Annotated in this window: 19 protein-coding genes and 1 riboswitch; of the genes, 11 read left to right on the top strand and 8 right to left on the bottom strand. The window is 70.8% G+C overall.

What is annotated here, in order from left to right:
• Positions 1 to 83 precede the first annotated feature (83 nt).
• The 5 genes from ACFVXC_RS27350 (at position 84) to ACFVXC_RS27330 (ending at position 6247) form a co-directional block, all read left to right on the top strand.
• Complete coding sequence (locus tag ACFVXC_RS27350; RefSeq protein WP_389909938.1) at positions 84 to 893, top strand: ATP-binding cassette domain-containing protein; 810 nt, start codon at positions 84 to 86, stop codon at positions 891 to 893.
• Positions 865 to 2949, top strand: coding sequence for a YhgE/Pip family protein (locus ACFVXC_RS27345; RefSeq protein WP_389909935.1), 2085 nt, complete (start codon positions 865 to 867; stop codon positions 2947 to 2949). Before ACFVXC_RS27350 ends, ACFVXC_RS27345 begins: the two co-directional genes overlap by 29 nt.
• A 50-nt stretch (positions 2950 to 2999) precedes the next feature.
• The gene (locus ACFVXC_RS27340; RefSeq protein WP_389909933.1) at positions 3000 to 3617 is read left to right on the top strand and encodes a TetR/AcrR family transcriptional regulator; all 618 of its coding nucleotides are present in this window, start codon (positions 3000 to 3002) and stop codon (positions 3615 to 3617) included.
• A gap of 443 nt (positions 3618 to 4060) precedes the next feature.
• A complete protein-coding gene (locus tag ACFVXC_RS27335; RefSeq protein WP_389909931.1) occupies positions 4061 to 4675 on the top strand; it encodes a DUF4126 domain-containing protein in 615 nt (204 codons plus the stop codon).
• 45 nt (positions 4676 to 4720) lie between these two features.
• Positions 4721 to 6247 (top strand): phytoene desaturase family protein, encoded by a 1527-nt coding sequence (locus ACFVXC_RS27330; RefSeq protein ID WP_389909928.1) that lies wholly within the window; start codon positions 4721 to 4723, stop codon positions 6245 to 6247.
• Positions 6248 to 6311: 64 nt separating this feature from the next.
• Here ACFVXC_RS27330 and ACFVXC_RS27325 read toward each other — a convergent pair whose 3' ends face one another.
• The 5 genes from ACFVXC_RS27325 to ACFVXC_RS27305 all read right to left on the bottom strand — a co-directional run bounded on the left by ACFVXC_RS27325 (position 6312) and on the right by ACFVXC_RS27305 (position 10598).
• Positions 6312 to 7208: a hypothetical protein gene (locus ACFVXC_RS27325; RefSeq protein WP_389909926.1), complete on the bottom strand. Its 897-nt coding sequence runs from the start codon at positions 7206 to 7208 to the stop codon at positions 6312 to 6314.
• 46 nt (positions 7209 to 7254) lie between these two features.
• Positions 7255 to 8175, bottom strand: a complete 921-nt coding sequence (gene metF, locus ACFVXC_RS27320; RefSeq protein WP_389909923.1) for a methylenetetrahydrofolate reductase [NAD(P)H] — start codon at positions 8173 to 8175, stop codon at positions 7255 to 7257.
• An 89-nt stretch (positions 8176 to 8264) separates the two neighbouring features.
• Entirely contained in the window at positions 8265 to 8915 is a 651-nt protein-coding gene (gene thiE / locus ACFVXC_RS27315) for a thiamine phosphate synthase (RefSeq protein ID WP_389909920.1), read from the bottom strand.
• 97 nt (positions 8916 to 9012) lie between these two features.
• On the bottom strand, positions 9013 to 9378 hold the full coding sequence (locus ACFVXC_RS27310) for an Rv2175c family DNA-binding protein (protein WP_249590410.1): 366 nt from the start codon (positions 9376 to 9378) through the stop codon (positions 9013 to 9015).
• A gap of 53 nt (positions 9379 to 9431) precedes the next feature.
• Positions 9432 to 10598 (bottom strand): NAD(P)/FAD-dependent oxidoreductase, encoded by a 1167-nt coding sequence (locus ACFVXC_RS27305; protein WP_389910049.1) that lies wholly within the window; start codon positions 10596 to 10598, stop codon positions 9432 to 9434.
• Positions 10599 to 10782: 184 nt separating this feature from the next.
• Positions 10783 to 10896, top strand: a riboswitch (TPP riboswitch).
• Here ACFVXC_RS27305 and thiO point away from each other — a divergent pair.
• The 5 genes from thiO to ACFVXC_RS27280 all read left to right on the top strand — a co-directional run bounded on the left by thiO (position 10894) and on the right by ACFVXC_RS27280 (position 16120).
• Positions 10894 to 12084 (top strand): glycine oxidase ThiO, encoded by a 1191-nt coding sequence (gene thiO / locus ACFVXC_RS27300; RefSeq protein WP_389909917.1) that lies wholly within the window; start codon positions 10894 to 10896, stop codon positions 12082 to 12084. It overlaps the preceding riboswitch by 3 nt.
• Positions 12081 to 12299: a sulfur carrier protein ThiS gene (thiS, locus tag ACFVXC_RS27295; protein WP_389909915.1), complete on the top strand. Its 219-nt coding sequence runs from the start codon at positions 12081 to 12083 to the stop codon at positions 12297 to 12299. The genes thiO and thiS overlap by 4 nt, the downstream gene beginning before the upstream one ends.
• 6 nt (positions 12300 to 12305) lie before the next feature.
• Positions 12306 to 13100: a thiazole synthase gene (locus ACFVXC_RS27290; protein WP_389909912.1), complete on the top strand. Its 795-nt coding sequence runs from the start codon at positions 12306 to 12308 to the stop codon at positions 13098 to 13100.
• Positions 13101 to 13192: 92 nt separating this feature from the next.
• Complete coding sequence (gene pknB, locus ACFVXC_RS27285; protein WP_389909910.1) at positions 13193 to 15187, top strand: Stk1 family PASTA domain-containing Ser/Thr kinase; 1995 nt, start codon at positions 13193 to 13195, stop codon at positions 15185 to 15187.
• 48 nt (positions 15188 to 15235) lie between these two features.
• A complete protein-coding gene (locus ACFVXC_RS27280; protein WP_389909908.1) occupies positions 15236 to 16120 on the top strand; it encodes a deoxyribonuclease IV in 885 nt (294 codons plus the stop codon).
• A gap of 32 nt (positions 16121 to 16152) precedes the next feature.
• Here ACFVXC_RS27280 and ACFVXC_RS27275 read toward each other — a convergent pair whose 3' ends face one another.
• On the bottom strand, positions 16153 to 16785 hold the full coding sequence (locus ACFVXC_RS27275; protein WP_389909905.1) for a sulfite oxidase-like oxidoreductase: 633 nt from the start codon (positions 16783 to 16785) through the stop codon (positions 16153 to 16155).
• Positions 16786 to 16959: 174 nt separating this feature from the next.
• On the opposite strand from ACFVXC_RS27275, the gene bfr reads away from it, so the two are divergent.
• Positions 16960 to 17439 carry a bacterioferritin gene (gene bfr, locus ACFVXC_RS27270; RefSeq protein ID WP_389909902.1) on the top strand — a complete coding sequence of 160 codons (480 nt, stop codon included), beginning with the start codon at positions 16960 to 16962 and terminating at the stop codon, positions 17437 to 17439.
• Positions 17440 to 17455: 16 nt separating this feature from the next.
• Here bfr and ACFVXC_RS27265 read toward each other — a convergent pair whose 3' ends face one another.
• On the bottom strand, positions 17456 to 17701 hold the full coding sequence (locus ACFVXC_RS27265; RefSeq protein WP_389909899.1) for a bacterioferritin-associated ferredoxin: 246 nt from the start codon (positions 17699 to 17701) through the stop codon (positions 17456 to 17458).
• Between the two features lie 154 nt (positions 17702 to 17855).
• Positions 17856 to 19208 carry a class II 3-deoxy-7-phosphoheptulonate synthase gene (locus ACFVXC_RS27260; protein WP_389909897.1) on the bottom strand — a complete coding sequence of 451 codons (1353 nt, stop codon included), beginning with the start codon at positions 19206 to 19208 and terminating at the stop codon, positions 17856 to 17858.
• Positions 19209 to 19462: the final 254 nt, after the last annotated feature.

The following is a 19462-nucleotide window of genomic DNA, read 5'->3' as shown; positions in this document are numbered from 1 at the left end:
CCCGATCGCGGGTTCGCGTTAGTTTTTGCACTGACCAGTCAGTTCAAAAGACTCGGATTCAAGAGACGACGCGAGGGGGAAGTGTGGACGGGCCGAACGACGGGGCACGGGGAGTCGCCGTCACAGCGCGGGGGTTCGGGCTCAAGGGGCCACGGGGCTGGGCGTTCCGTGAGGTCGATGTCGAGGCGGAGCCCGGGTCGCTGATCGCGGTCGAGGGGCCTTCGGGGTCGGGCCGGACCTGTCTGCTGCTCGCACTCACCGGACGGATGCGCCCCACCGAGGGCGAGGCCTCCGTCGGGGGCTTCCGGCTGCCCAAGCAGCTCGCGGCGGTGCGCCGGATCAGCGCCCTCGGGCCCGTGCCCGGCGTGACGGATCTCGATCCGGCGCTGACCGTCGCCGAGCATCTGCGCGAACGGGCGCTCCTGGAGCGGCGGTTCGGCGGTTCGCTGCGCGGTCTGCTGAGGCCGCGTGCCGAGCGGGCCGCCGAGGCACGGCTGCGGATCGACACGGCGCTGACCGCCGCCGGGCTCGACATGGAGTCGCTGCCCAAGGGACGGCGGACCTCCGTGCGCGATCTGGAGCGCCTGGAGGCGCTGCGGCTCTCGGTGGCCCTGGCCCTGATCGGGCGGCCCGGGCTCCTTGCCGTCGACGACGTCGACCTCAAGCTGTCGGACGCCGAACGGGACGAGGCATGGGCCCTGCTGAGGTCCCTCACACAGAGCGGCATCACCGTCGTCGCCGTGTGCAACGAAGCACCCGAGGACGCCGTCGCCGTGTCCACGGACCGAAAGACCACGGAGTCCGAGTCGCAAGACCGGAACGACGACGACAACGACGACAACGACGACGACAAGGAGACGGCCGATGCGCTCGCCGAAGCTGGCCGCGCTTGAGCTCAGGCGCTTCGGCAGGGGGAAGCTGCCGCGCATGGCGCTGGTCGCGCTCCTGCTGCTGCCCCTGCTGTACGGCGCGCTGTACCTGTGCTCGTTCTGGGACCCGTACGGCCGTCTCGACCGCATACCCGTGGCTCTCGTCAACGACGACAAGGGAGCGACGGCCGCGGGCAAGAAGCTCGCGGTGGGCGACGGCATCGTCGACGGCCTCGAGGACAGCAAGACCTTCGACTGGCGCGAGGTGAGTTCCGCCGAGGCGCGCAAGGGCGTCGAGGACGGGACGTACTACCTGTCCCTGACGATGCCGTCCGACTTCAGCAAGCGCGTCGCGTCGAGTTCCGGGGACTCTCCGGAGACGGGCGCTCTGCGCGTCCGTACGAACGACGCCAACAACTACATCGTCGGGCAGATCTCCCGGACGGTCTTCTCCGAGGTGCGCACGGCGGCCTCCACCAAGGCGTCGCGCTCCTTCCTCGACAAGATCTTCATCTCGTTCTCCGACATCCACGGGGCGACCGAGAAGGCCGCCAAGGGTGCCGACAAGCTCGACAGCGGCATCGGCGAGGCCAAGAAGGGCTCCAAGAAGCTCGCGACCGGCCTGGACGACGCCAAGGACGGCAGCAGCGACCTGGCCGGGGGCATCAAGAAGCTCGACAAGGGCGCCAGTGACCTCCAGGACGGTTCGAAGAAGGTCTCGGACGGCACCCAGAAGCTGGCCGACAAGGTCAACGGCACCGCTGACCAGGTGCGGCCCTTCCTGAAGGACAACGGCAAGACCGTCGGGGACACGGCCCAGCTCGTCGCCGACTCCTCCAAGGCCCTGAAGAACCACCTGGACACCTGGGTCGAGCTCGCCCCCGTGGCGGCCGACGGCGCCAAGAAGGGCTCCGAGACCATCGGCGGCCTCTACACGGAGCGCTGCGTGGACCTCCCGGTGCCCGACCCGGCCTGCCCGAAGCTCAAGGAGGCCAAGACGGCCGCGGAGAACGTGTCGACCATCGCGGACGACATGAACACCGTGGTCAAGGACCAGAACAGCGACGTCAAGAAGCTCAAGAGGCACCTGACCACGCTGCAGAAGAAGTCGCAGGACCTGGCCCGACGCGCGCCGCACCTCGACGAGGACCTGAACACGGCCGTCGCCCAGATCAACGACCTCAACACGGGCGCGGGGAAGGTCGCCAAGGGCGCCAAGAAGCTGCACACCGGCCTCGGCACCGCCAAGACCGGCGCCACGGACCTCGACACGGGCGTCGGCAAGCTCCAGACGGGTGCGAGCGACCTCAAGGGCGGCATGTTCAAGCTGGCCGACGGCTCCGAGAAGCTGTCCGGCGGACTGCACGACGGCGTCAAGAAGATCCCCGACTACGGCAAGAAGGACCGCGACCAGCGCACCGACGTCATGGCCGACCCGGTGCAGCTCGCCTCCCAGTCGATGCACAAGGCGCCCAACTACGGCACGGGCTTCGCCCCGTACTTCATCCCGCTGTCCCTGTGGGTCGGCGCGATGGTGGCGTACATGCTGATCCAGCCGCTCAACCGGCGCGCGCTCGCCGCGGGCGCCTCCGCCTGGCGGATCGCGTTCGCGGGCTGGCTGCCGGTCGCCGCACTCGGCGTGCTCCAGACGGCGGCCCTGATGTCGGTGCTGCACTGGGGGCTCGGTCTGCAGATGGCGCGGGCGGCCGGGACGGTGGGCTTCCTCTGCCTGGTGACGTGCTGCTTCGCGGCGATCGTGCAGTGGCTGAACGCACGCTTCGGGGCGGCGGGGCGGATCCTCGTCCTCGCGGTCCTGATGCTCCAGCTGACCTCGGCGGGCGGCACGTACCCCGTCCAGACGAGTCCGTCCTTCTTCGGCGCGATCCACCCCTTCTTGCCGATGAGTTACGTCGTCGACGCCCTCCGCAGGCTCATCACCGGCGGCGGACTCGGCCCCGTATGGGAGGCGTGCGTGGTCCTGACGGCCTTCACCGCGGGCGCCCTCGCGCTCACCGCGCTCTCCGCGCACCGCAAGCAGGTGTGGACCCTGGACCGTCTGCACCCGGAGCTGAGCCTGTGAGACCCGCGACCGCGCCTGTGCGGGCGTCAAGACCTGTGAGAATCGGGCCCATGGACAGCAGCGCAACCAGCACCCGGCGTGAGGCCACCCGGCAGAAGCTCTACGAGGCGGCCGTCACCCTCATCGCGGAGCAGGGCTTCTCGGCCACGACGGTCGACGAGATCGCCGAGCGGGCCGGGGTCGCGAAGGGCACGGTCTACTACAACTTCGCGAGCAAGTCGGTTCTCTTCGAGGAGCTGCTGCGGCACGGCGTCGGGCTGCTCACCGCCTCCTTGAAGGAGGCGGCCGAGAAGACGGCGGGGAGCGGCGGCCGGCAGGTCGACGCCCTTGACGCGATGATCCGGGCGGGCCTGGTCTTCATCGACCGCTATCCGGCCTTCACCCAGCTGTACGTCGCCGAGCTGTGGCGCACCAACCGCGCCTGGCAGTCCACCCTGATGGTGGTGAGGCAGCAGGCGGTGGCCGTCGTGGAGGACGTTCTGCGCGCGGGCGTCGAGAACGGCGAGCTCAGCGAGGAGATCGACGTCCCCCTGACGGCCGCGGCGCTCGTCGGGATGGTCCTGGTGGCGGCGCTCGACTGGCAGGCCTTCCAGCCCGAGCGCTCTCTCGACGACGTGCACTCGGCGCTCTCGCGACTGCTGCAGGGCCGGGTGAGCGGCGGGGGCTGATCCGCCGCCACGGAACCGCGCGCACCACGCGCACCACGCGCACCACGCGAGCCGCGCGAGCCGCGCACGAAGAAGCGCCGGTCCGATGCCACCTGATCTCCAGGCGGCGCCGGACCGGCGCTTCTCTCGTTCCCCCGTTTCCCCCGTTCCCCCGTTTCCCCCGTTCGGCCCCTCGGGTGGTCATCCCCGAGTGGCCATCCGTCTCCCCCGTGTCTCGCTCCCACCCTCGAAGAGGTGGGAGGAGCGGCCAAGGGCGCCGCGCCGTTCCGCCGCCCCGTGTCGGCGGTACGGGCGCCGCGCCCTTCTCCGTGTCCCTCACTCTTCCGTCTTCGCAGGTCGGGACCCATCCGCGCTGATACTCATCTCCACCTCTAGGTACGGATACTCAGACCTGGGTGCTCATCCCCAGGCCGAGATCTTCTCGACTGGTTACGATCGCGTCCGTGTCCGTACTCCCCCTGGTCTTCACCAGCGGCTGGGCAAGCGGGATCAACGCGTACGCCGTGGTCCTGCTGCTCGGCGTCTTCGGCGCGACCGGGATCAGCGACGAGGTTCCCGAGGCGCTGCAACGTCCTGATGTGCTGATCGCCGCAGGCGTCCTCTTCGTCTGCGAGGCCGTCGCCGACAAGATCCCTTACGTCGACTCGGTCTGGGACACGGTGCACACCGTGATCCGGCCGGTGTCCGGCGCCGTGGTGGGCGCGCTGCTCGCGGGCCAGAGCGGTTCGCTCTCCGACCTGGCGGCGGGCGCGGTGGGCGGATCGACGGCGCTGGCCAGCCACTTCGTCAAGGCCGGGACGCGGATGGCGATCAACACCTCGCCTGAGCCGTTCAGCAACATCGCGGTGAGCACGGCGGAGGATCTCGGGGTCGCGGGGATCGTCAGCTTCGCGATGTTCCACCCCGAGGCGGCGGCGATCATCGCGGCCGTGCTTCTCCTGCTCGGCCTGCTCATACTGATCTTCCTCGTCTCGCGGATCCGGCGGTTCCTGCGGCGCAGGGCGCAGCGGCGCGAGGAGAAACAGCTCGCGGCGCACGCGGGACGGCCGCCGGACTGAGGGCTCCCGGCGTGACTGTCAGTGGTGGCCGATAAAGTCCCTGGCATGGCACGGATTGTGGTGATCGGCGCCGGGATGGGCGCGATGGCGGCCGCCGCCCGGCTCGCCGTCGCGGGCCACCGCGTGGTGGTGCACGAGCGGTCGGGTACGTACGGGGGCGCGCTCGGCAGCGTCGAGCGTGAGGGCTTCGTCTTCGACACGGGCCCCGGCCTCCTGCACCTCCCCGCCGTCTACCGCGACTTGTTCGTCAAGACCGGCAAGGAACCGCTGGAGCGGTGCGTCGAGCTCTCCCAGGTGGAGCCCGCCGTGCGGCACGTCTTCGCGGACGGCACGGCGGCCGATCTGCCGAACGCCTCGCGCGCGGGCGTCGGCGACGCCCTCGACGCGGCGCTCGGCAGCGGCGCGGGCGCCCACTGGTCGGCGTACATGAACCGCGCCCGTGAGGCGTGGGACCGCACCCGGCGTCCCCTCCTGGAAGAGCCGCTCTGGCCGAACTGGCAGGTCCTCGCCGAGCGCGAGCCCTATCCGTCGGTGCCGCACAGGCGCCTCCTGCGGCGCGAGCGGCGCGCGAGGACCCTCACCGAGGTCGGCGAGCTCGAACTGGGCGGCGACGCACGGCTCCTGGCGCTCCTTGAGCAGTACGCCCTCGCGAGCGGCCTGGACCCCCGGGCGACCCCGGCGAGCGCGGCCGTCCTGCCCTACCAGGAGCACACGTTCGGCGCGTGGTCCGTGCGCGGCGGGATGCGCGCGCTCGCCCGGGCCGTGTACGAGCGGTGTCTCGCACGGCGGGTCGAGTTCGCGTTCGACTCCCCCGTCGCCCGGATCATCGAGAAGGACGGCCGCGCGGCGGGCGTGGAGCTCGCGGACGGGACGGCGCAGGAGGCGGACTTCGTGGTCGCCGGTGTCGCGCCCGGCGCACTCGACGGCTTGCTGTCCGGTACATCCGGCATGTCCGACGCGTCCGGTGTGAACATACGGGCGGAGGGTGAGGTGCAGCCCCGTTCCGGACTGCCCAGTCGCCTCATGGTCTTCCTCGCGCTGCGCGGCGCGCGGCCCGAGGGCACGCCCCACCGCACGGTGCTGCACACGCCCGACCGCCAGGACGAGCTCGACCGGGTCTTCGGCGACCGCCCCGGGCTGCCGCTGGCCCCCACCCTCACGGTGCTGCGCCCGGACGACCCCGCGCTCACACCCGACGCCGAGCACGAGGCGCTCACACTGACGGTCACGGTGCCCGCGCACACGGAGGTCACCGACGCGGACGTGGAGCGGCTCCTGACGCGTGCCGAGTCCGTCGTCCCCGGCCTGCGTGAGCGGCTGCTGTGGCACGAGGTCCGCACCCCCGCCGACATCGCGGAGGCCACCGGCGCCGACGGCGGCGCGGTCCCGCCCCCGTCCCTCGCGGCGGGTGAGGGGCGACTGCTCCACCCGGCCAACAACACGCGTCTGCCAGGGCTCTTCGCGGTGGGCGGCTGGGCGCACCCGGGCGGCGGGCTCCCGCACGCGGGCATGTCGGGCACGCTGGTCGCCGGGCTGATCGTGGAGGGACCGGACTTCCGGGGCTCGCAGTGAGCAGGCCCGTCAGGCCCGTCAGGCCCGTCAGTCCCGCCCGAGCAGACCCGCGGGCCTGCTCGTCTCAGTAGCGGTACTGCTCGTTGTACCCCGCGTCGTACCCGTTCCCCTGGGGCTGTTCGCCCTGGTACGGGTACGGCTGCTCCGGCGGGAGTTCGCCGCCGTACTCACCGTACTGGCCGTAGGGGTCCTCGACGCTGCGCTGCTGGGGCACCCAGACCCCGCCGGGCGGAGTCTCCTGGTAGGTCCCCGCCCCGGCGCCGTACGGATCGGCGGCCGGATAGGGCGCGTACTGCTGCTGGTCGCCGTACGCGTCGTAGCCCTGCCCGCCGTACGTCTGCGTCCCGATGTACGGGTCGGAGTACGCGGCGTACTGCTGCTGCCCCGTCTCGCCGTACGCGTACGGCTGCTGGGGGTCATAGCCCGCGGTGGCGTACGTGTCGTAGCCGTAGCCGCTGTCCGCCGGAGCGGACTGCTGTTGCTGTTGCTGCTGCTGTGCGTACGCGTCGTCGCTGTAGACGCCGTACTGCCCGGTGTCGTCGGGCAGCGGCTCCGGGGCGTAGACCCCGGTGCCGGGAGCGGCCTCGGGCGGTGGTCCGGCCGGGCCCGCATCCTCGTACTCGATGTCGGAGACCTGGAGCGTCGGCTCCTGGGAAGCCTCGGCGGCCCCGCCTCGCGGCCTCTTGCGGCGCTTGCTCAGGCCGGGCTGGCCGCCGAGCGCCCAGCCGGTCGAGAAGCCGCGGCGGAAGGACAACGTCACGTACGTCTGTCCCGTGGCGAAGGCGATCGCGCCGATCCCGATGACCACCACTGACGGCAGCAGCACGCCGATGACCACGCCGAGGAACCCGCCGAAGGCGAGCAGCCGCCAGCGCAGCCGCGCCTTGTACTGCAGCAGCACCTCGCCGAGCAGCCACAGCGCGACACATCCGAACGCGATGTAGAGGACCGTCCAGCCCATGTACGCCCCTCTCCCCGCGGCCGCCGCCCCCTAGGGGTACGGCCGGTCAGACCTGCGGGTGATGCAGGCCCAGATTCTCGTAGATTTCCAGAGTCGCCGTGGAGTTGTTGAGCGTGATGAAGTGCAGTCCCGGGACACCCTCGGCCAGCAACCGCGCGCAGAACTCCGTCGCGAACTCGATGCCAATGGAGCGTACAGCCGCCGGATCATCTTTGGCTGTGAGGATGCGCTCTTTGAGCTCCGGCGGGAAGGAAGCGTTGCTGAGCTGAGGCAGCCGCTCCAGCATGCGCACGTTCGTCACCGGCATGATCTCCGGGATGATCGGCGTCGAGCAGCCCGCGGCCTCGACCCGGTCGCGCAGGCGCAGATACTCCTCCGGGTAGAAGAACATCTGTGTGATCGCGTAGTCGGCGCCCGCACGGCACTTGTCGACGAAGTGCCGGACGTCGGTGTCCCAGTCGGCCGAGCGCGGATGCATCGCGGGGAAGGCCGCGACGCCCACGCAGAAGTCGCCCGACTCCTTGATCAGCCGCACCAGTTCGGCGGTGTACGTGAGGCCCTCGGGGTGCTTGACCCAGTCGGCGAGCGGGTCGCCGGGCGGGTCGCCGCGGACCGCGAGCATGTTCCTGATGCCGGCGTCCGCGTACTGCCCGATGATGTTGCGCAGCTCGGCCACGGAGTGGTCGACGGCGGTCAGGTGCGCGACCGGCGTGAGCGTCGAGTCGGCGACGATCTGCTGCGTCTCCCTGACCGTGCCCGCACGCGTCGAGCCGCCCGCTCCGTACGTCACGGAGACGAAGCTGGGAGCCACCGCCTCGACCCGGCGCAGCGCGTTCCACAGGTTCCGCTCGCCCTTCTCGGTCTTCGGCGCCGAGAACTCGAACGAGTACGTCGTCTCGCCGGTCGCGAGCATGTCACGCACGGTGCGTGCGCGATCAGATCTGGTGGAAGCAGTGCCTAGGGCCATACGGGCAGGTTAGCGACGGGGTGCCGCTACCGGCCAATCTCCGTCCAACCTGCGGACAGCCGACCCGAAGGATGGCTGAAGATCGACGATCAGGCCGAACGCAACCGCTTGGCGAAGTCGGCCGCGGCGGCGGCCGGATCGTCCGCCTCGGTGATGGCCCGCACGACGACGACACGGCGGGCGCCCGCTTCGAGCACCTCGTCCAGGTTGCCCGCGTCGATACCGCCGATGGCGAACCACGGGCGGTCCGTGCCGAGTGAGGCCGTGTACCGGACCAGGTCGAGGCCGGGGGCGTGCCGGCCGGGCTTGGTCGGGGTCGGCCAGCAGGGTCCCGTGCAGAAGTAGTCCACGCCGTCCTGGGTCGCCGCCGCGGCGGCCTCGGCGTCGGCGTGCGTGGAACGGCCGATGAGAACGTCGTCGCCCAGAACGCGGCGGGCCGCGGGCACGGGCAGGTCGCCCTGGCCCAGGTGCAGGACGTCGGCGCCGATGGCGTGCGCGACGTCCGCGCGGTCGTTCACCGCGAGGAGCTTGCCGTGCCGGCGGGCGGCGTCGGCGAAGACCTGGAGGTGTTCGAGCTCCTCGGCCGCCTCCATGCCCTTGTCCCGCAGCTGCACGATGTCGACACCGCCGCCGAGGACGGCGTCGAGGAACTCCGGGAGGTCGCCCTGGCGCTTGCGGGCGTCCACGCAGAGGTAGAGGCGGGCGTCGGCGAGCTGCTCGCGGGCAGGCTTGGTGGCCATGAAGAGGTCCCCCCGGTCGTCGGTGGCCTACGGGCCGCGTGCCCCGGGTCTCCGGGGGACACGCGGCCCGTACGCGACGGTTTTCCGTGTCGGTCGGTCAGACGGCGAGCGCCTGGGCGCGACGCTTCACCTCCGTGCCGCGATTCTCACTCAGGGCCTGCGCGGGGGTGCCGGGCAGGGTCGGGTCGGGAGTGAAGAGCCACTCCAGCATCTCTTCGTCGGAGAAGCCGTCGTCCCGCAGGAGCGTCAAGGTGCCGGTGAGGCCCTTGACGATCTTGTCGCCGTCGATGAAGGCGGCAGGCACCGCGAGCGCGCGGTTCTCACCACGGCGTACGGCGATCAGCTGGCCCTCCTTGACCAGCTGGCGCACACGCGTCACCTCGACGTCGAGCATTTCTGCGATGTCGGGGAGGTGCAGCCACTCGGGGACGAGAGCATCAGTCTTTGCGTCAATCTCGGTCACGGGGACAAGCGTATCTCCGGCCACCGACAGCGGCCGGGCGGCGGGGCACCCGGCTACGGCAGCACTGCCTTCTTCAGCGGTACCGCGGGGTCCGACGCCAGCTCCGGGGAGAGCCGGGCAGCCGCCTCGATCAGCTTGCGGCCCTGCGCGAGGTCCCGCGGGCGGCCCACCGCGAGGACGGCCACCAGGGCGCCCCGACGGAGCCAGCACACGGTCCAGGCCGCACCCGACGGGTCACCGCGCCACACCAGCTCGTCGGCCGACGCGTGGTGCCCCGCGAACTGGACGAAGCGGCCGAACTGCTCGGACCAGAAGTACGGGACGGGGTCGTACGCCGAAGGGGTCTCGCCGATGATGTTCGCGGCCACCGTGCGCGGGCCCTGGAGGGCGTTGTCCCAGTGGTGGACGAGAAGCCGCTCGCCATACCTTCCCGAAGGGAAGGAGGAGCAGTCGCCGACCGCGTACACATCGGGTTCCGACGTCCGCAGGTGATCGTCGGCGACGATCTCCCGGTGGGCGCCCAGGGTGATGCCGGAGTCCGCGAGCCAGCCGGTGGCGGGGCGCGCGCCGATGCCGACGACGACCGCGTCCGCGGGCAGCCGGGTGCCGTCGGCGAGGAGGACGCTGCCGGGCTCGACGCGGTCCACGCGCGCGTGGGTGCGCAGTTCGGCCCCGGAGTCGGCGTACCAGGACGTCATCGGCGCCGCGACAGCCGCGGGCAGGGCCCCGGCGAGCGGTCGCTCGGCGGCTTCGACGACGGTGACGGAGCAGCCCGCGTCGCGCGCCGCGGTCGCGAACTCGGCGCCGATCCAGCCCGCGCCGATGACCACGACACGGTGCTGTTCGGCGAGCACGGGCCGCAGCCGCTCGGCGTCGTCGAGGGTGCGCAGCAGGTGGACTCCGGGGACTTGGGCAGTGCCGGGCAGCAGGATCGGCTCGGCGCCGGTGGCGATGACCAGGGTGTCGTAGGGCGCCGGGCCCGACGCGGTGTCCAGTTCGCGGTCCGCCGGGCGCACGCCCGTGACCTCGTGGCCCAGGCTCAGCTCGATGCCGAGCGCCTCGAAGTCGATGTCGAAGGCGGAGCCCTCCGCCTTGCCGAGCAGCACGGCCTTGGACAGCGGCGGCCTGTCGTACGGCCGGTGGGGTTCCGCGCCGATCAGGGTGACCGCACCGGCGAACCCCTGCTCGCGCAGGGCGACGGCGGTCTGCACCCCGGCCATCCCCGCGCCCACGATGACGACGTGCCGCTTGTCCTGCCTCTGGCGCTCGCTCACCCGATCACTCTAGGGCGGCGGGTGACGCACCCCGCAGAGCGCTACGAGGAGATCTATGACACACCGTCACGGCGCATACCCGGACAGCTCCCCTACTGCCCACGGAGACCAGGGACTAGGGTGGCGGATGCAGAGCACTCGCGGGAGCCCGGACGTACCGGGCTGAGAGGGAGGCTGGGACGGCCTCCGACCGTACGAACCTGATCCGGGTCATGCCGGCGAAGGGAGGGGCTGGACGCCCATGCATCCACATACATCACCCCACGAGACGACCGATGTCGTCGTCATCGGGGGCGGCATCATCGGCCTGGTCACGGCCTGGCGGGCGGCGCAGCGCGGCCTGTCCACCGCGGTCGTGGACCCCGAACCGGGCGGCGGCGCGGCGCAGGTCGCCGCGGGCATGCTGGCCGCCGTCACCGAGCTGCACTACGGCGAGCAGACGCTGCTCGGGCTGAATCTGGCCTCCGCGCGGCGCTATCCGGAGTTCGCGGCGGAGTTGGCGGAGGCGAGCGGCCGCGATGTCGGCTACCGCGCGTGCGGCACGCTCGCCGTCGCCCTCGACTCCGACGACCGCGCCCACCTGCGTGAGCTGCACGCACTCCAGGAGCGGTCGGGGCTCACGTCGGAGTGGCTGAGCGGGCGGGAGTGCCGCCGCCTCGAACCGATGCTCGCACCGGGGGTCCGCGGCGGCCTTCGCGTCGACGGCGACCATCAGATCGACCCGCGCAGGCTCGCCGCGGCACTGCTCGTGGCCTGCGAGCGGGCGGGCGTGATCTTCCACCGTGCGTGGGCGGAGCGCCTCACGGTCGCAGGCGACCGGGCCACCGGTGTCGTCCTCGCCGACGGCACCGCCCTGGAGGCCGGGCAGACCGTGCTCGCCGCGGGCAGCCTCAGCGGGCGGCTCGCAGGTGTCCCGGAGGGCGTGCTGCCGCCCGTGCGTCCCGTGAAGGGGCAGGTCCTGCGGCTCACGGTGCCGGAGCGGTACGCGCCGTTCCTGAGCCGTACCGTGCGCGCCGTCGTGCGCGGCAGCCACGTCTACCTGGTGCCGCGCGAGAACGGCGAGCTCGTCGTCGGCGCTACCAGCGAGGAGCTCGGCTGGGACACGACGGTCACCGCGGGCGGCGTGTACGAGCTGCTCCGGGACGCCCACGAGCTCGTACCTGGCATCACGGAACTGCCGCTGACCGAGACCCGCGCGGGCCTGCGCCCCGGCTCGCCCGACAACGCGCCGCTGCTCGGCCCGACCGCGCTCCCCGGCCTCCAGCTGGCCACAGGGCACTACCGCAACGGCGTGCTTCTGACCCCCGTCACCGGCGAGGTCCTCGCGCACGCCCTGACCACCGGTGAACTGCCCGACGAGGCGCGGGGGTTCACCCCGCTGCGCTTCGTCGGCGCCTCCCTCACGCAGCGCTTCATGGAGCAGCCCGCATGACTCTCTCAGCCGTTACAGCCGTATCCGTCAACGGAGAAGCACGCGACGTGGCCGCGGGCACCACGCTCGAAGCGCTCGTCGCCACGCTCACCAGAGCTCCGTCCGGGATCGCCGCCGCGCTCAACGAAACCGTCGTCCCGCGCGCGCGGTGGTCCACCACCCCCCTCACCGACGGGGACCGCGTCGAGGTCCTCACCGCCGTCCAAGGAGGCTGAACCGGCATGGCAGACGACCCCTTCGTCATCGGCGGGCTCACTCTTTCCTCACGCCTGATCATGGGTACGGGCGGTGCGCCGAGCCTGGACATCCTCGAACGCTCCCTCGTCGCCTCCGGAACGGAGCTGACGACGGTCGCGATGCGCCGCCTCGACCCCGGTGTGCAGGGCTCGGTGCTCTCCGTCCTCGACCGGCTCGGCATCCGTGTCCTGCCGAACACGGCGGGCTGCTTCACCGCGGGCGAGGCCGTCCTGACCGCCCGGCTCGCGCGGGAGGCGCTCGGCACCGACCTGGTCAAGCTGGAGGTCATCGCGGACGAGCGCACGCTGCTCCCCGACCCGATCGAGCTCATCGACGCCGCGGAGACCCTGGTCGACGACGGCTTCACGGTCCTTCCGTACACGAACGACGACCCGGTCCTCGCCCGGAAGCTGGAGGACGTGGGCTGCGCGGCGATCATGCCTCTCGGCTCGCCCATCGGCTCCGGGCTCGGCATCCGCAACCCGCACAACTTCCAGCTCATCGTCGAGCGCGCGGGCGTGCCGGTGATTCTGGACGCGGGGGCGGGAACGGCGTCCGACGCGGCGCTCGCGATGGAGCTGGGGTGCGCGGGTGTGATGCTCGCCTCCGCCGTTACACGCGCTCAGGAGCCGGTCCTGATGGCCGAGGGCATGCGGCACGGGGTCGAGGCGGGGCGGCTCGCGTACCGGGCCGGGCGGATTCCACGTCGGCACTTCGCCGAGGCGTCGTCGCCCGCGCAGGGGATGGCCCGGCTCGATCCGGAGCGGCCCGCGTTCTGAGGGACCGCCCGCCTGTTACAGGTCGGCTGCAGTCGAGGCCCGAGCATGCCCGGGCGGGCAAGGGTGTCAGCGGTGGCTCGTAGACTCCCTTCGTGGACACGACCCTTCAGGACCCTTCCCCAGCCTTCGGCCGGGGAGACCCCATGGTCGGGCAGGTGCTCGACGGCCGCTATCGCGTGGACGGGCGGATCGCGGTCGGCGGGATGGCCACGGTCTACCGGGCCGTGGACACCCGCCTCGACCGCGTGCTCGCGCTCAAGGTGATGCACCCGACGCTGGCCGCCGACGTCTCGTTCGTCGACCGCTTCATCCGCGAGGCCAAGTCGATCGCCCGGCTCTCCCACCCGAACGTGGTGGGGGTGTACGACCAGGGCGCCGACGGCGCGTACGTCTATCTGGCCATGGAGTACATCGCGGGATGCACCCTGCGCGACGTGCTCCGCGAGCGCGGCGCCCTGCAGCCGCGCGCGGCCCTCGACATCCTGGAGCCGGTCCTCGCCGCGCTCGGCGCGGCCCACCGCGCCGGGTTCGTGCACCGCGACATGAAGCCGGAGAACGTCCTCATAGGGGATGACGGCCGGGTCAAGGTCGCTGACTTCGGACTCGTGCGCGCGGTGGACACCGTCACGAACACGACGGGCACGATCCTGGGGACGGTCTCCTATCTCGCCCCCGAGCAGATAGAGCACGGCACGGCCGACACGCGTGTGGACGTGTACGCGTGCGGGGTCGTGCTCTACGAAATGCTGACCGGCGCCAAGCCGCACTCCGGTGAGTCGCCCGCCCAGGTTCTCTACCAACACCTCCACGAGGACGTGCCGCCCCCGTCGGCGGTCGTTCCGGGCCTGGCCGTCGAGCTCGACGAGCTGGTGGCCTCCGCCACCGCCCGCAACCCCGAGGTCCGCCCGCACGACGCGGTGGCGCTCCTCGGGCAGGCCAGGCAGGCGCGGGCCGCGCTCTCCCTGGATCAGCTCGACGCGGTGCCGCCGCAGGCGCGCACGGCGGAGCACGAACCGCGCGACAACAGCGACGACCGCACCAACGTGCTCCCGCGCTCGGTGCGGCCCGTGCAGCTTCCGCTCCCCATGGACGGCGTCCAGGACCAGCGGGACCCACAGGACCAGCTCAACCGCACGAGCATCCTGGCGACGCCGCCCCCCGCTCCACCGGCGGCCCCCGATCGCAGGCGGCGCGCCAGCCCGCGCCGCGGGGTCCTCGCGATCGTCGCCGCCGTCCTTCTCGCCCTGGGTCTCGGCGCGGGCGTCTGGTACATCAATTCCGGCCAGTTCACGAAGGTCCCGCCGCTCCTGGCGAAGACCGAACCCGCGGCCAAGAAGCGCCTCGACGAGGCCGGGCTCGACGTGAAGGACGTCAAGCGCGCCTACAGCGACACCGACAAGCGCGGCACGGTCATGGCGACCGACCCCAAGGCGGGCGAGCGCATCCGTGACAACGGCCGGGTGACGCTGACCGTCTCGATGGGTCCCGAGATCGTGAAGGTCCCCAGCCTCAAGGGCACTGCCCTGGACGAGGCGAGGAGCAAGCTCAAGGACGCCGGACTGGCTCCCGGGATGACGACCAAGGCCTTCAGCGACGACGTCCGCAAGGGCTCCGTGATCAGCACGGACCCGGATTCGGGCAGCAAGCGCAAGGCGGGCTCCGCCATCGCGATGGTCGTCAGCAAGGGTGAGGCGATCGACGTCCCCGACGTGACGGGCGACTCCCAGGCGGACGCGACCCTCGATCTTCAGGACGCGGGCCTCAAGGTCAAGATCGCGACGAAGCGGGTGCACTCCGAAGAGGACAAGGGCACCGTCGTCGACCAGTCGCCCAGGGAGGGCGAGAAGCAGCTCGCCGAGGGCGACACGGTCACGCTGACGCTCTCCAAGGGCCCCGAGATGATCGAGGTGCCGGACGTCGAGGGCATGAGCGTCGACGACGCCACGCAGAAGCTCGAGGACGCGGGCTTCGAGGTCGACGAGGACCGCGGTTTCCTGAACCTCTTCGGGGACACGGTCAAGGGGCAGTCGGTGGAGGGCGGCGACGACGCCCCCAAGGGCTCGACGATCACCATCAAGGTCCGTTAGTCCCGGCCGGGGAAAGGTCTCGCGCGTACCCGTGCCACCCTGGAGCGGGTGAGCAGCGAGAACTCCCCCAGCACCCCGTCCCGCAATCCCGTCGGCGGCCATGTCCCCGTGGCCGGCGGCCTTGCCTCCGCAGGGCTTTCGTACGCCCGTGAGCTGGGTGCCGAGGCCGTCCAGGTCTTCGTGACCAACCCTCGCGGCTGGGCCACCGGGCCCGGCAACCCGAAGGAGGACGAGGAGTTCCGCGCCGCCTGCGCGGCCGAGCGGATTCCCGCGTACGTGCACGCGCCCTATCTCATCAACTTCGGCTCGCACACCGAGGCGACCGTCGAGAAGTCCGTGGAGTCCCTGCGCCACTCACTGCGCCGGGGACGCGAGATCGGCGCGCTCGGCGTCGTCGTGCACACCGGCTCGGCGACCGGCGGCCGGGACCGCGCCGTCGCGCTCGCGCAGGTACGTGAGCGGATGCTGCCGCTCCTGGACGAGCTGACGCACGACGACGACCCCTTCCTCCTCCTGGAGTCGACCGCGGGCCAGGGCTTCTCGCTCTGCTCGCGCACCTGGGACTTCGGCCCGTACTTCGACGCGCTGGACGCCCACCCGAAGCTGGGCGTCTGCCTGGACACCTGCCACATCTTCGCGGCGGGCCACGATCTGACCGGGCCGAGCGGCATGAAGCAGACCCTCGACCTGCTGGTCGACACCGTCGGCGAAGGGCGCCTGAAGCTGGTGCACGCCAACGACTCGAAGGACGTGGTCGGCGCCCACAAGGACCGTCACGAGAACATCGGCACCGGCCACATCGGCGAGGAGCCCTTCCGCGAGCTGATGGCCCACCCCGCGACCGAGAACGTACCGCTGATCATCGAAACACCCGGCGGCAAGGAAGGGCACGCGGCGGACGTGGCGCGCTTGAAAGAGCTCAGGGGCAGCTAGAGCCCTGGCCGTGGGCGGAACGGAATGGAGCCCTAGAGCTCGGGGCCGTCCCCGGGCTCTTCCTGGTACGAGTAGCGCTGCTCGGTCCAGGGGTCGCCGACGTTGTGATAGCCGCGTTCCTCCCAGAAGCCGCGGCGGTCGGCGGTCATGTACTCGACACCACGGACCCACTTGGGGCCCTTCCAGGCGTAGAGGTGAGGCACCACGAGGCGCAGCGGAAAGCCGTGCTCCGCGGTCAGCAGTTCTCCGCCTTTGTGGGTGGCGAAAATCGTGCGCTCATCCATGAAGTCGGCCATCCGCAGATTCGAGCTGAAGCCGTACTCGGCCCAGATCATCACGTGCGTGGCGTCGGGCGCGGGCGGCGCGATCTCCAGGAGCGCCTGCGCGGAGACACCGCCCCACTCGGCGCGGAGCATGCTGAACTTGGTGACGCAGTGCAGATCGCCGATCACGCTGGCGTACGGGAGGGCGGAGAACTCCTCGTGCGTCCAGCAGTGCTTGTCCCCGTCGGCGGTGGCCCCGAAGACCCTGAACTCCCAGCGCTCCGGGCGGAACTTCGGCACCGGACCGTAGTGCGTGACCGGCCAGCCCCGCTGCAGTCGCTGCCCCGGCGGGAGCTCCGGCTCCACTGCCTCCCCAGATGCGCGATCCGCCGACTGACCCATGTCTCCATCCTGACAGACCTCGGGCGGTGGGCATGACCATGAGGCCCTCGTCAGACGCAGGTCAGACGCCGATTGGGGCAACTCCTACTAAGCGTGCACTTACTGGACGGCCTCTCGCACCGGTGCAAGGATGCGCGGAACCTGCCCAGTTACCACGTGGAAGGAGCCTCTGCGATGCAGGGCGACCCCGAGGTCATCGAATTTCTCAACGAGCAGCTGACCGCCGAGCTGACGGCGATCAACCAGTACTTTCTCCACGCCAAGATGCAGGAGAACTTCGGCTGGCCGAAGCTCGCGAAGTACACCCGGTCCGAGTCGATCGACGAGATGAAGCACGCGGAGATCCTGACCGACCGGATCCTCTTCCTCGACGGCCTGCCCAATTACCAGCGGCTCTTCCACGTGCGCGTGGGTCAGACCGTGACGGAGATGTTCCAGGCCGACCGGCAGATCGAGGCGGAGGCGATCGACCGCCTCAGGCGCGGGATCGAGGTGATGCGCGGCAAGGGAGACGTCACTTCCGCGAATATCTTCGAGTCGATCCTTGAGGACGAGGAGCACCACATCGACTATCTCGACACTCAGCTCGAACTGGTCGAGAAGCTGGGCGAGCCGCTCTACATCTCGCAGCTCATCGAGCAGCCGGAGAGCTGACAACGGGCCAGGCGGGCTAGGCGGCCTCGTCCAGGCCGGTGTCCAGACTGGTGAGGACGGGCTCACCCTGGTTGGCCAGCTCCCTGCGGGGGCACGTGCCCCGGCCCAGGAGCGCCTGAATGCTCCGTACACACGAACCGCAGTCGGTGCCCGCCTTGCTGGCGGACGCTATCTGGCGGGGTGTGCAGGCACCGTCCGCCGCGTGCTGCCTCACCTGCGCCTCGGTGACCCCGAAGCAGTTGCAGACGTACACGCGGTTCACCTCCCGGGCAGGATTTATCGGCGGCGCCGTCCCGATTAATCGGTGAGGCTAACCTAACCTTACCCACGACCTCGGGTCCACAAAAGCCCCGGATACGCCGGTGGGGCACGGATCACATGGATCCGTGCCCCACCGGCGTATCTCGCGGGAATTTCTACTGGGAGCGGTACATCTCCGCCACCAGGAACGCCAGGTCCAGGGACTGGCTGCGGTTCAGGCGCGGGTCGCAGGCCGTCTCGTAGCGCTGGTGCAGGTCGTCGACGAAGATCTCGTCGCCGCCGCCCACGCACTCGGTGACGTCGTCACCGGTGAGCTCGACGTGGATGCCGCCCGGGTGCGTGCCCAGGCCCTTGTGGACCTCGAAGAAGCCCTTGACCTCGTCGAGCACGTCGTCGAAGCGGCGGGTCTTGTGACCGGATGCTGCCTCGAAGGTGTTGCCGTGCATCGGGTCGGTGACCCAGGCGACGGTCGCGCCGGACGCGGTGACCTTCTCGACAAGCTCGGGGAGCTTGTCCCTGACCTTGTCGGCGCCCATGCGGACGATGAAGGTGAGGCGGCCGGGCTCGCGGTCCGGGTCGAGGCGCTCGATGTACTGCAGCGCCTCCTGCGAGGTCGTCGTCGGGCCGAGCTTGATGCCGATCGGGTTGCGCACCTTGGAGGCGAACTCGATGTGCGCGCCGTCCAGTTGACGGGTGCGCTCACCGATCCAGACCATGTGGGCCGAGGTGTCGTAGAGCCGGCCGGTGCGCGAGTCCACGCGCGTGAGGGCCGACTCGTAGTCGAGGAGCAGCGCCTCGTGCGAGGCGAAGAACTCGACGGTCTTGAACTCCTCCGGGTCCGTCCCGCAGGCGCGCATGAAGTTGAGCGCGTTGTCGATCTCGCGCGCCAGCTGCTCGTAGCGCTGGCCCGAGGGGGACGACTTCACGAAGTCCTGGTTCCAGGCGTGCACCTGGCGCAGGTCCGCGTACCCGCCCGTGGTGAAGGCGCGCACCAGGTTGAGCGTCGACGCGGAGGCGTTGTACATCCGCTTCAGACGCTCGGGGTCCGGGATGCGGGACTTCTCGTCGAAGTCGAAGCCGTTGACCGAGTCGCCCCGGTACGTCGGCAGGGTCACGCCGTCGCGGGTCTCGGTGCCCTTGGAGCGCGGCTTCGAGTACTGCCCGGCGATACGGCCGACCTTCACGACGGGCACGGAGGCCGCGTACGTGAGGACGGCGCCCATCTGGAGCAGCGTCTTCAGTTTGTTTCGGATGTGGTCGGCCGACACGGCGTCGAAGGCCTCGGCGCAGTCGCCGCCCTGAAGCAGGAACGCCTCTCCCTTGGCGACGGAGGCCAGTCGGGCGCGCAGCTGGTCGCACTCGCCCGCGAAGACGAGCGGCGGATACGACTCGAGGTCCGCGATCACATCGCGCAGAGCCTCGGCATCGGGGTACTCAGGCTGCTGCGCCGCGGGAAGGTCTCGCCAGGTGTTGCCACCGGTTGGGGTGCTCTTAGCGTTCACGGTCACCCCCACAACATTACGGGGTGATGTCCGCCGTCCAGTCACCCGCTCACCAAGTGAGACGGACCCGACACAGCCGGGCATGGAACCGGCGATGCGCTAGGGTGCCGGACATGCACGCGCAGACGAACCGAAACTGGTGGTGGCCCGCTCATCCGGCGGCCCACTGAATCTGCGCGTACCCAGACTCGCGAAGGCCGCCCGAGGGGCGGCCTTCAGTGTTTTCCGGACCGGCGTCCGGGGACCGGCCGGGCCGTTCC

This window comes from Streptomyces sp. NPDC058257, from assembly GCF_042881845.1.
Lineage (GTDB): Bacteria > Actinomycetota > Actinomycetes > Streptomycetales > Streptomycetaceae > Streptomyces.
Note: the sequence above shows the minus strand (reverse complement) of the source record. Positions and strands in the feature narration are given on the sequence as shown.

Bases quoted from the DNA above. Each gene is read 5' to 3' on its own strand.
- ACFVXC_RS27345 (WP_389909935.1), top strand. From the start codon at position 865: ATGCGCTCGCCGAAGCTGGCCGCGCTTGAGCTCAGGCGCTTCGGCAGG.
- ACFVXC_RS27340 (WP_389909933.1), top strand. From the start codon at position 3,000: ATGGACAGCAGCGCAACCAGCACCCGGCGTGAGGCCACCCGGCAGAAG.
- ACFVXC_RS27330 (WP_389909928.1), top strand. From the start codon at position 4,721: ATGGCACGGATTGTGGTGATCGGCGCCGGGATGGGCGCGATGGCGGCC.
- ACFVXC_RS27325 (WP_389909926.1), bottom strand. From the start codon at position 7,208: ATGGGCTGGACGGTCCTCTACATCGCGTTCGGATGTGTCGCGCTGTGG.
- metF (WP_389909923.1), bottom strand. From the start codon at position 8,175: ATGGCCCTAGGCACTGCTTCCACCAGATCTGATCGCGCACGCACCGTG.
- thiE (WP_389909920.1), bottom strand. From the start codon at position 8,915: ATGGCCACCAAGCCTGCCCGCGAGCAGCTCGCCGACGCCCGCCTCTAC.
- ACFVXC_RS27305 (WP_389910049.1), bottom strand. From the start codon at position 10,598: ATGGCCGGGGTGCAGACCGCCGTCGCCCTGCGCGAGCAGGGGTTCGCC.
- thiO (WP_389909917.1), top strand. From the start codon at position 10,894: ATGCATCCACATACATCACCCCACGAGACGACCGATGTCGTCGTCATC.
- thiS (WP_389909915.1), top strand. From the start codon at position 12,081: ATGACTCTCTCAGCCGTTACAGCCGTATCCGTCAACGGAGAAGCACGC.
- ACFVXC_RS27290 (WP_389909912.1), top strand. From the start codon at position 12,306: ATGGCAGACGACCCCTTCGTCATCGGCGGGCTCACTCTTTCCTCACGC.
- ACFVXC_RS27275 (WP_389909905.1), bottom strand. From the start codon at position 16,785: ATGGGTCAGTCGGCGGATCGCGCATCTGGGGAGGCAGTGGAGCCGGAG.
- bfr (WP_389909902.1), top strand. From the start codon at position 16,960: ATGCAGGGCGACCCCGAGGTCATCGAATTTCTCAACGAGCAGCTGACC.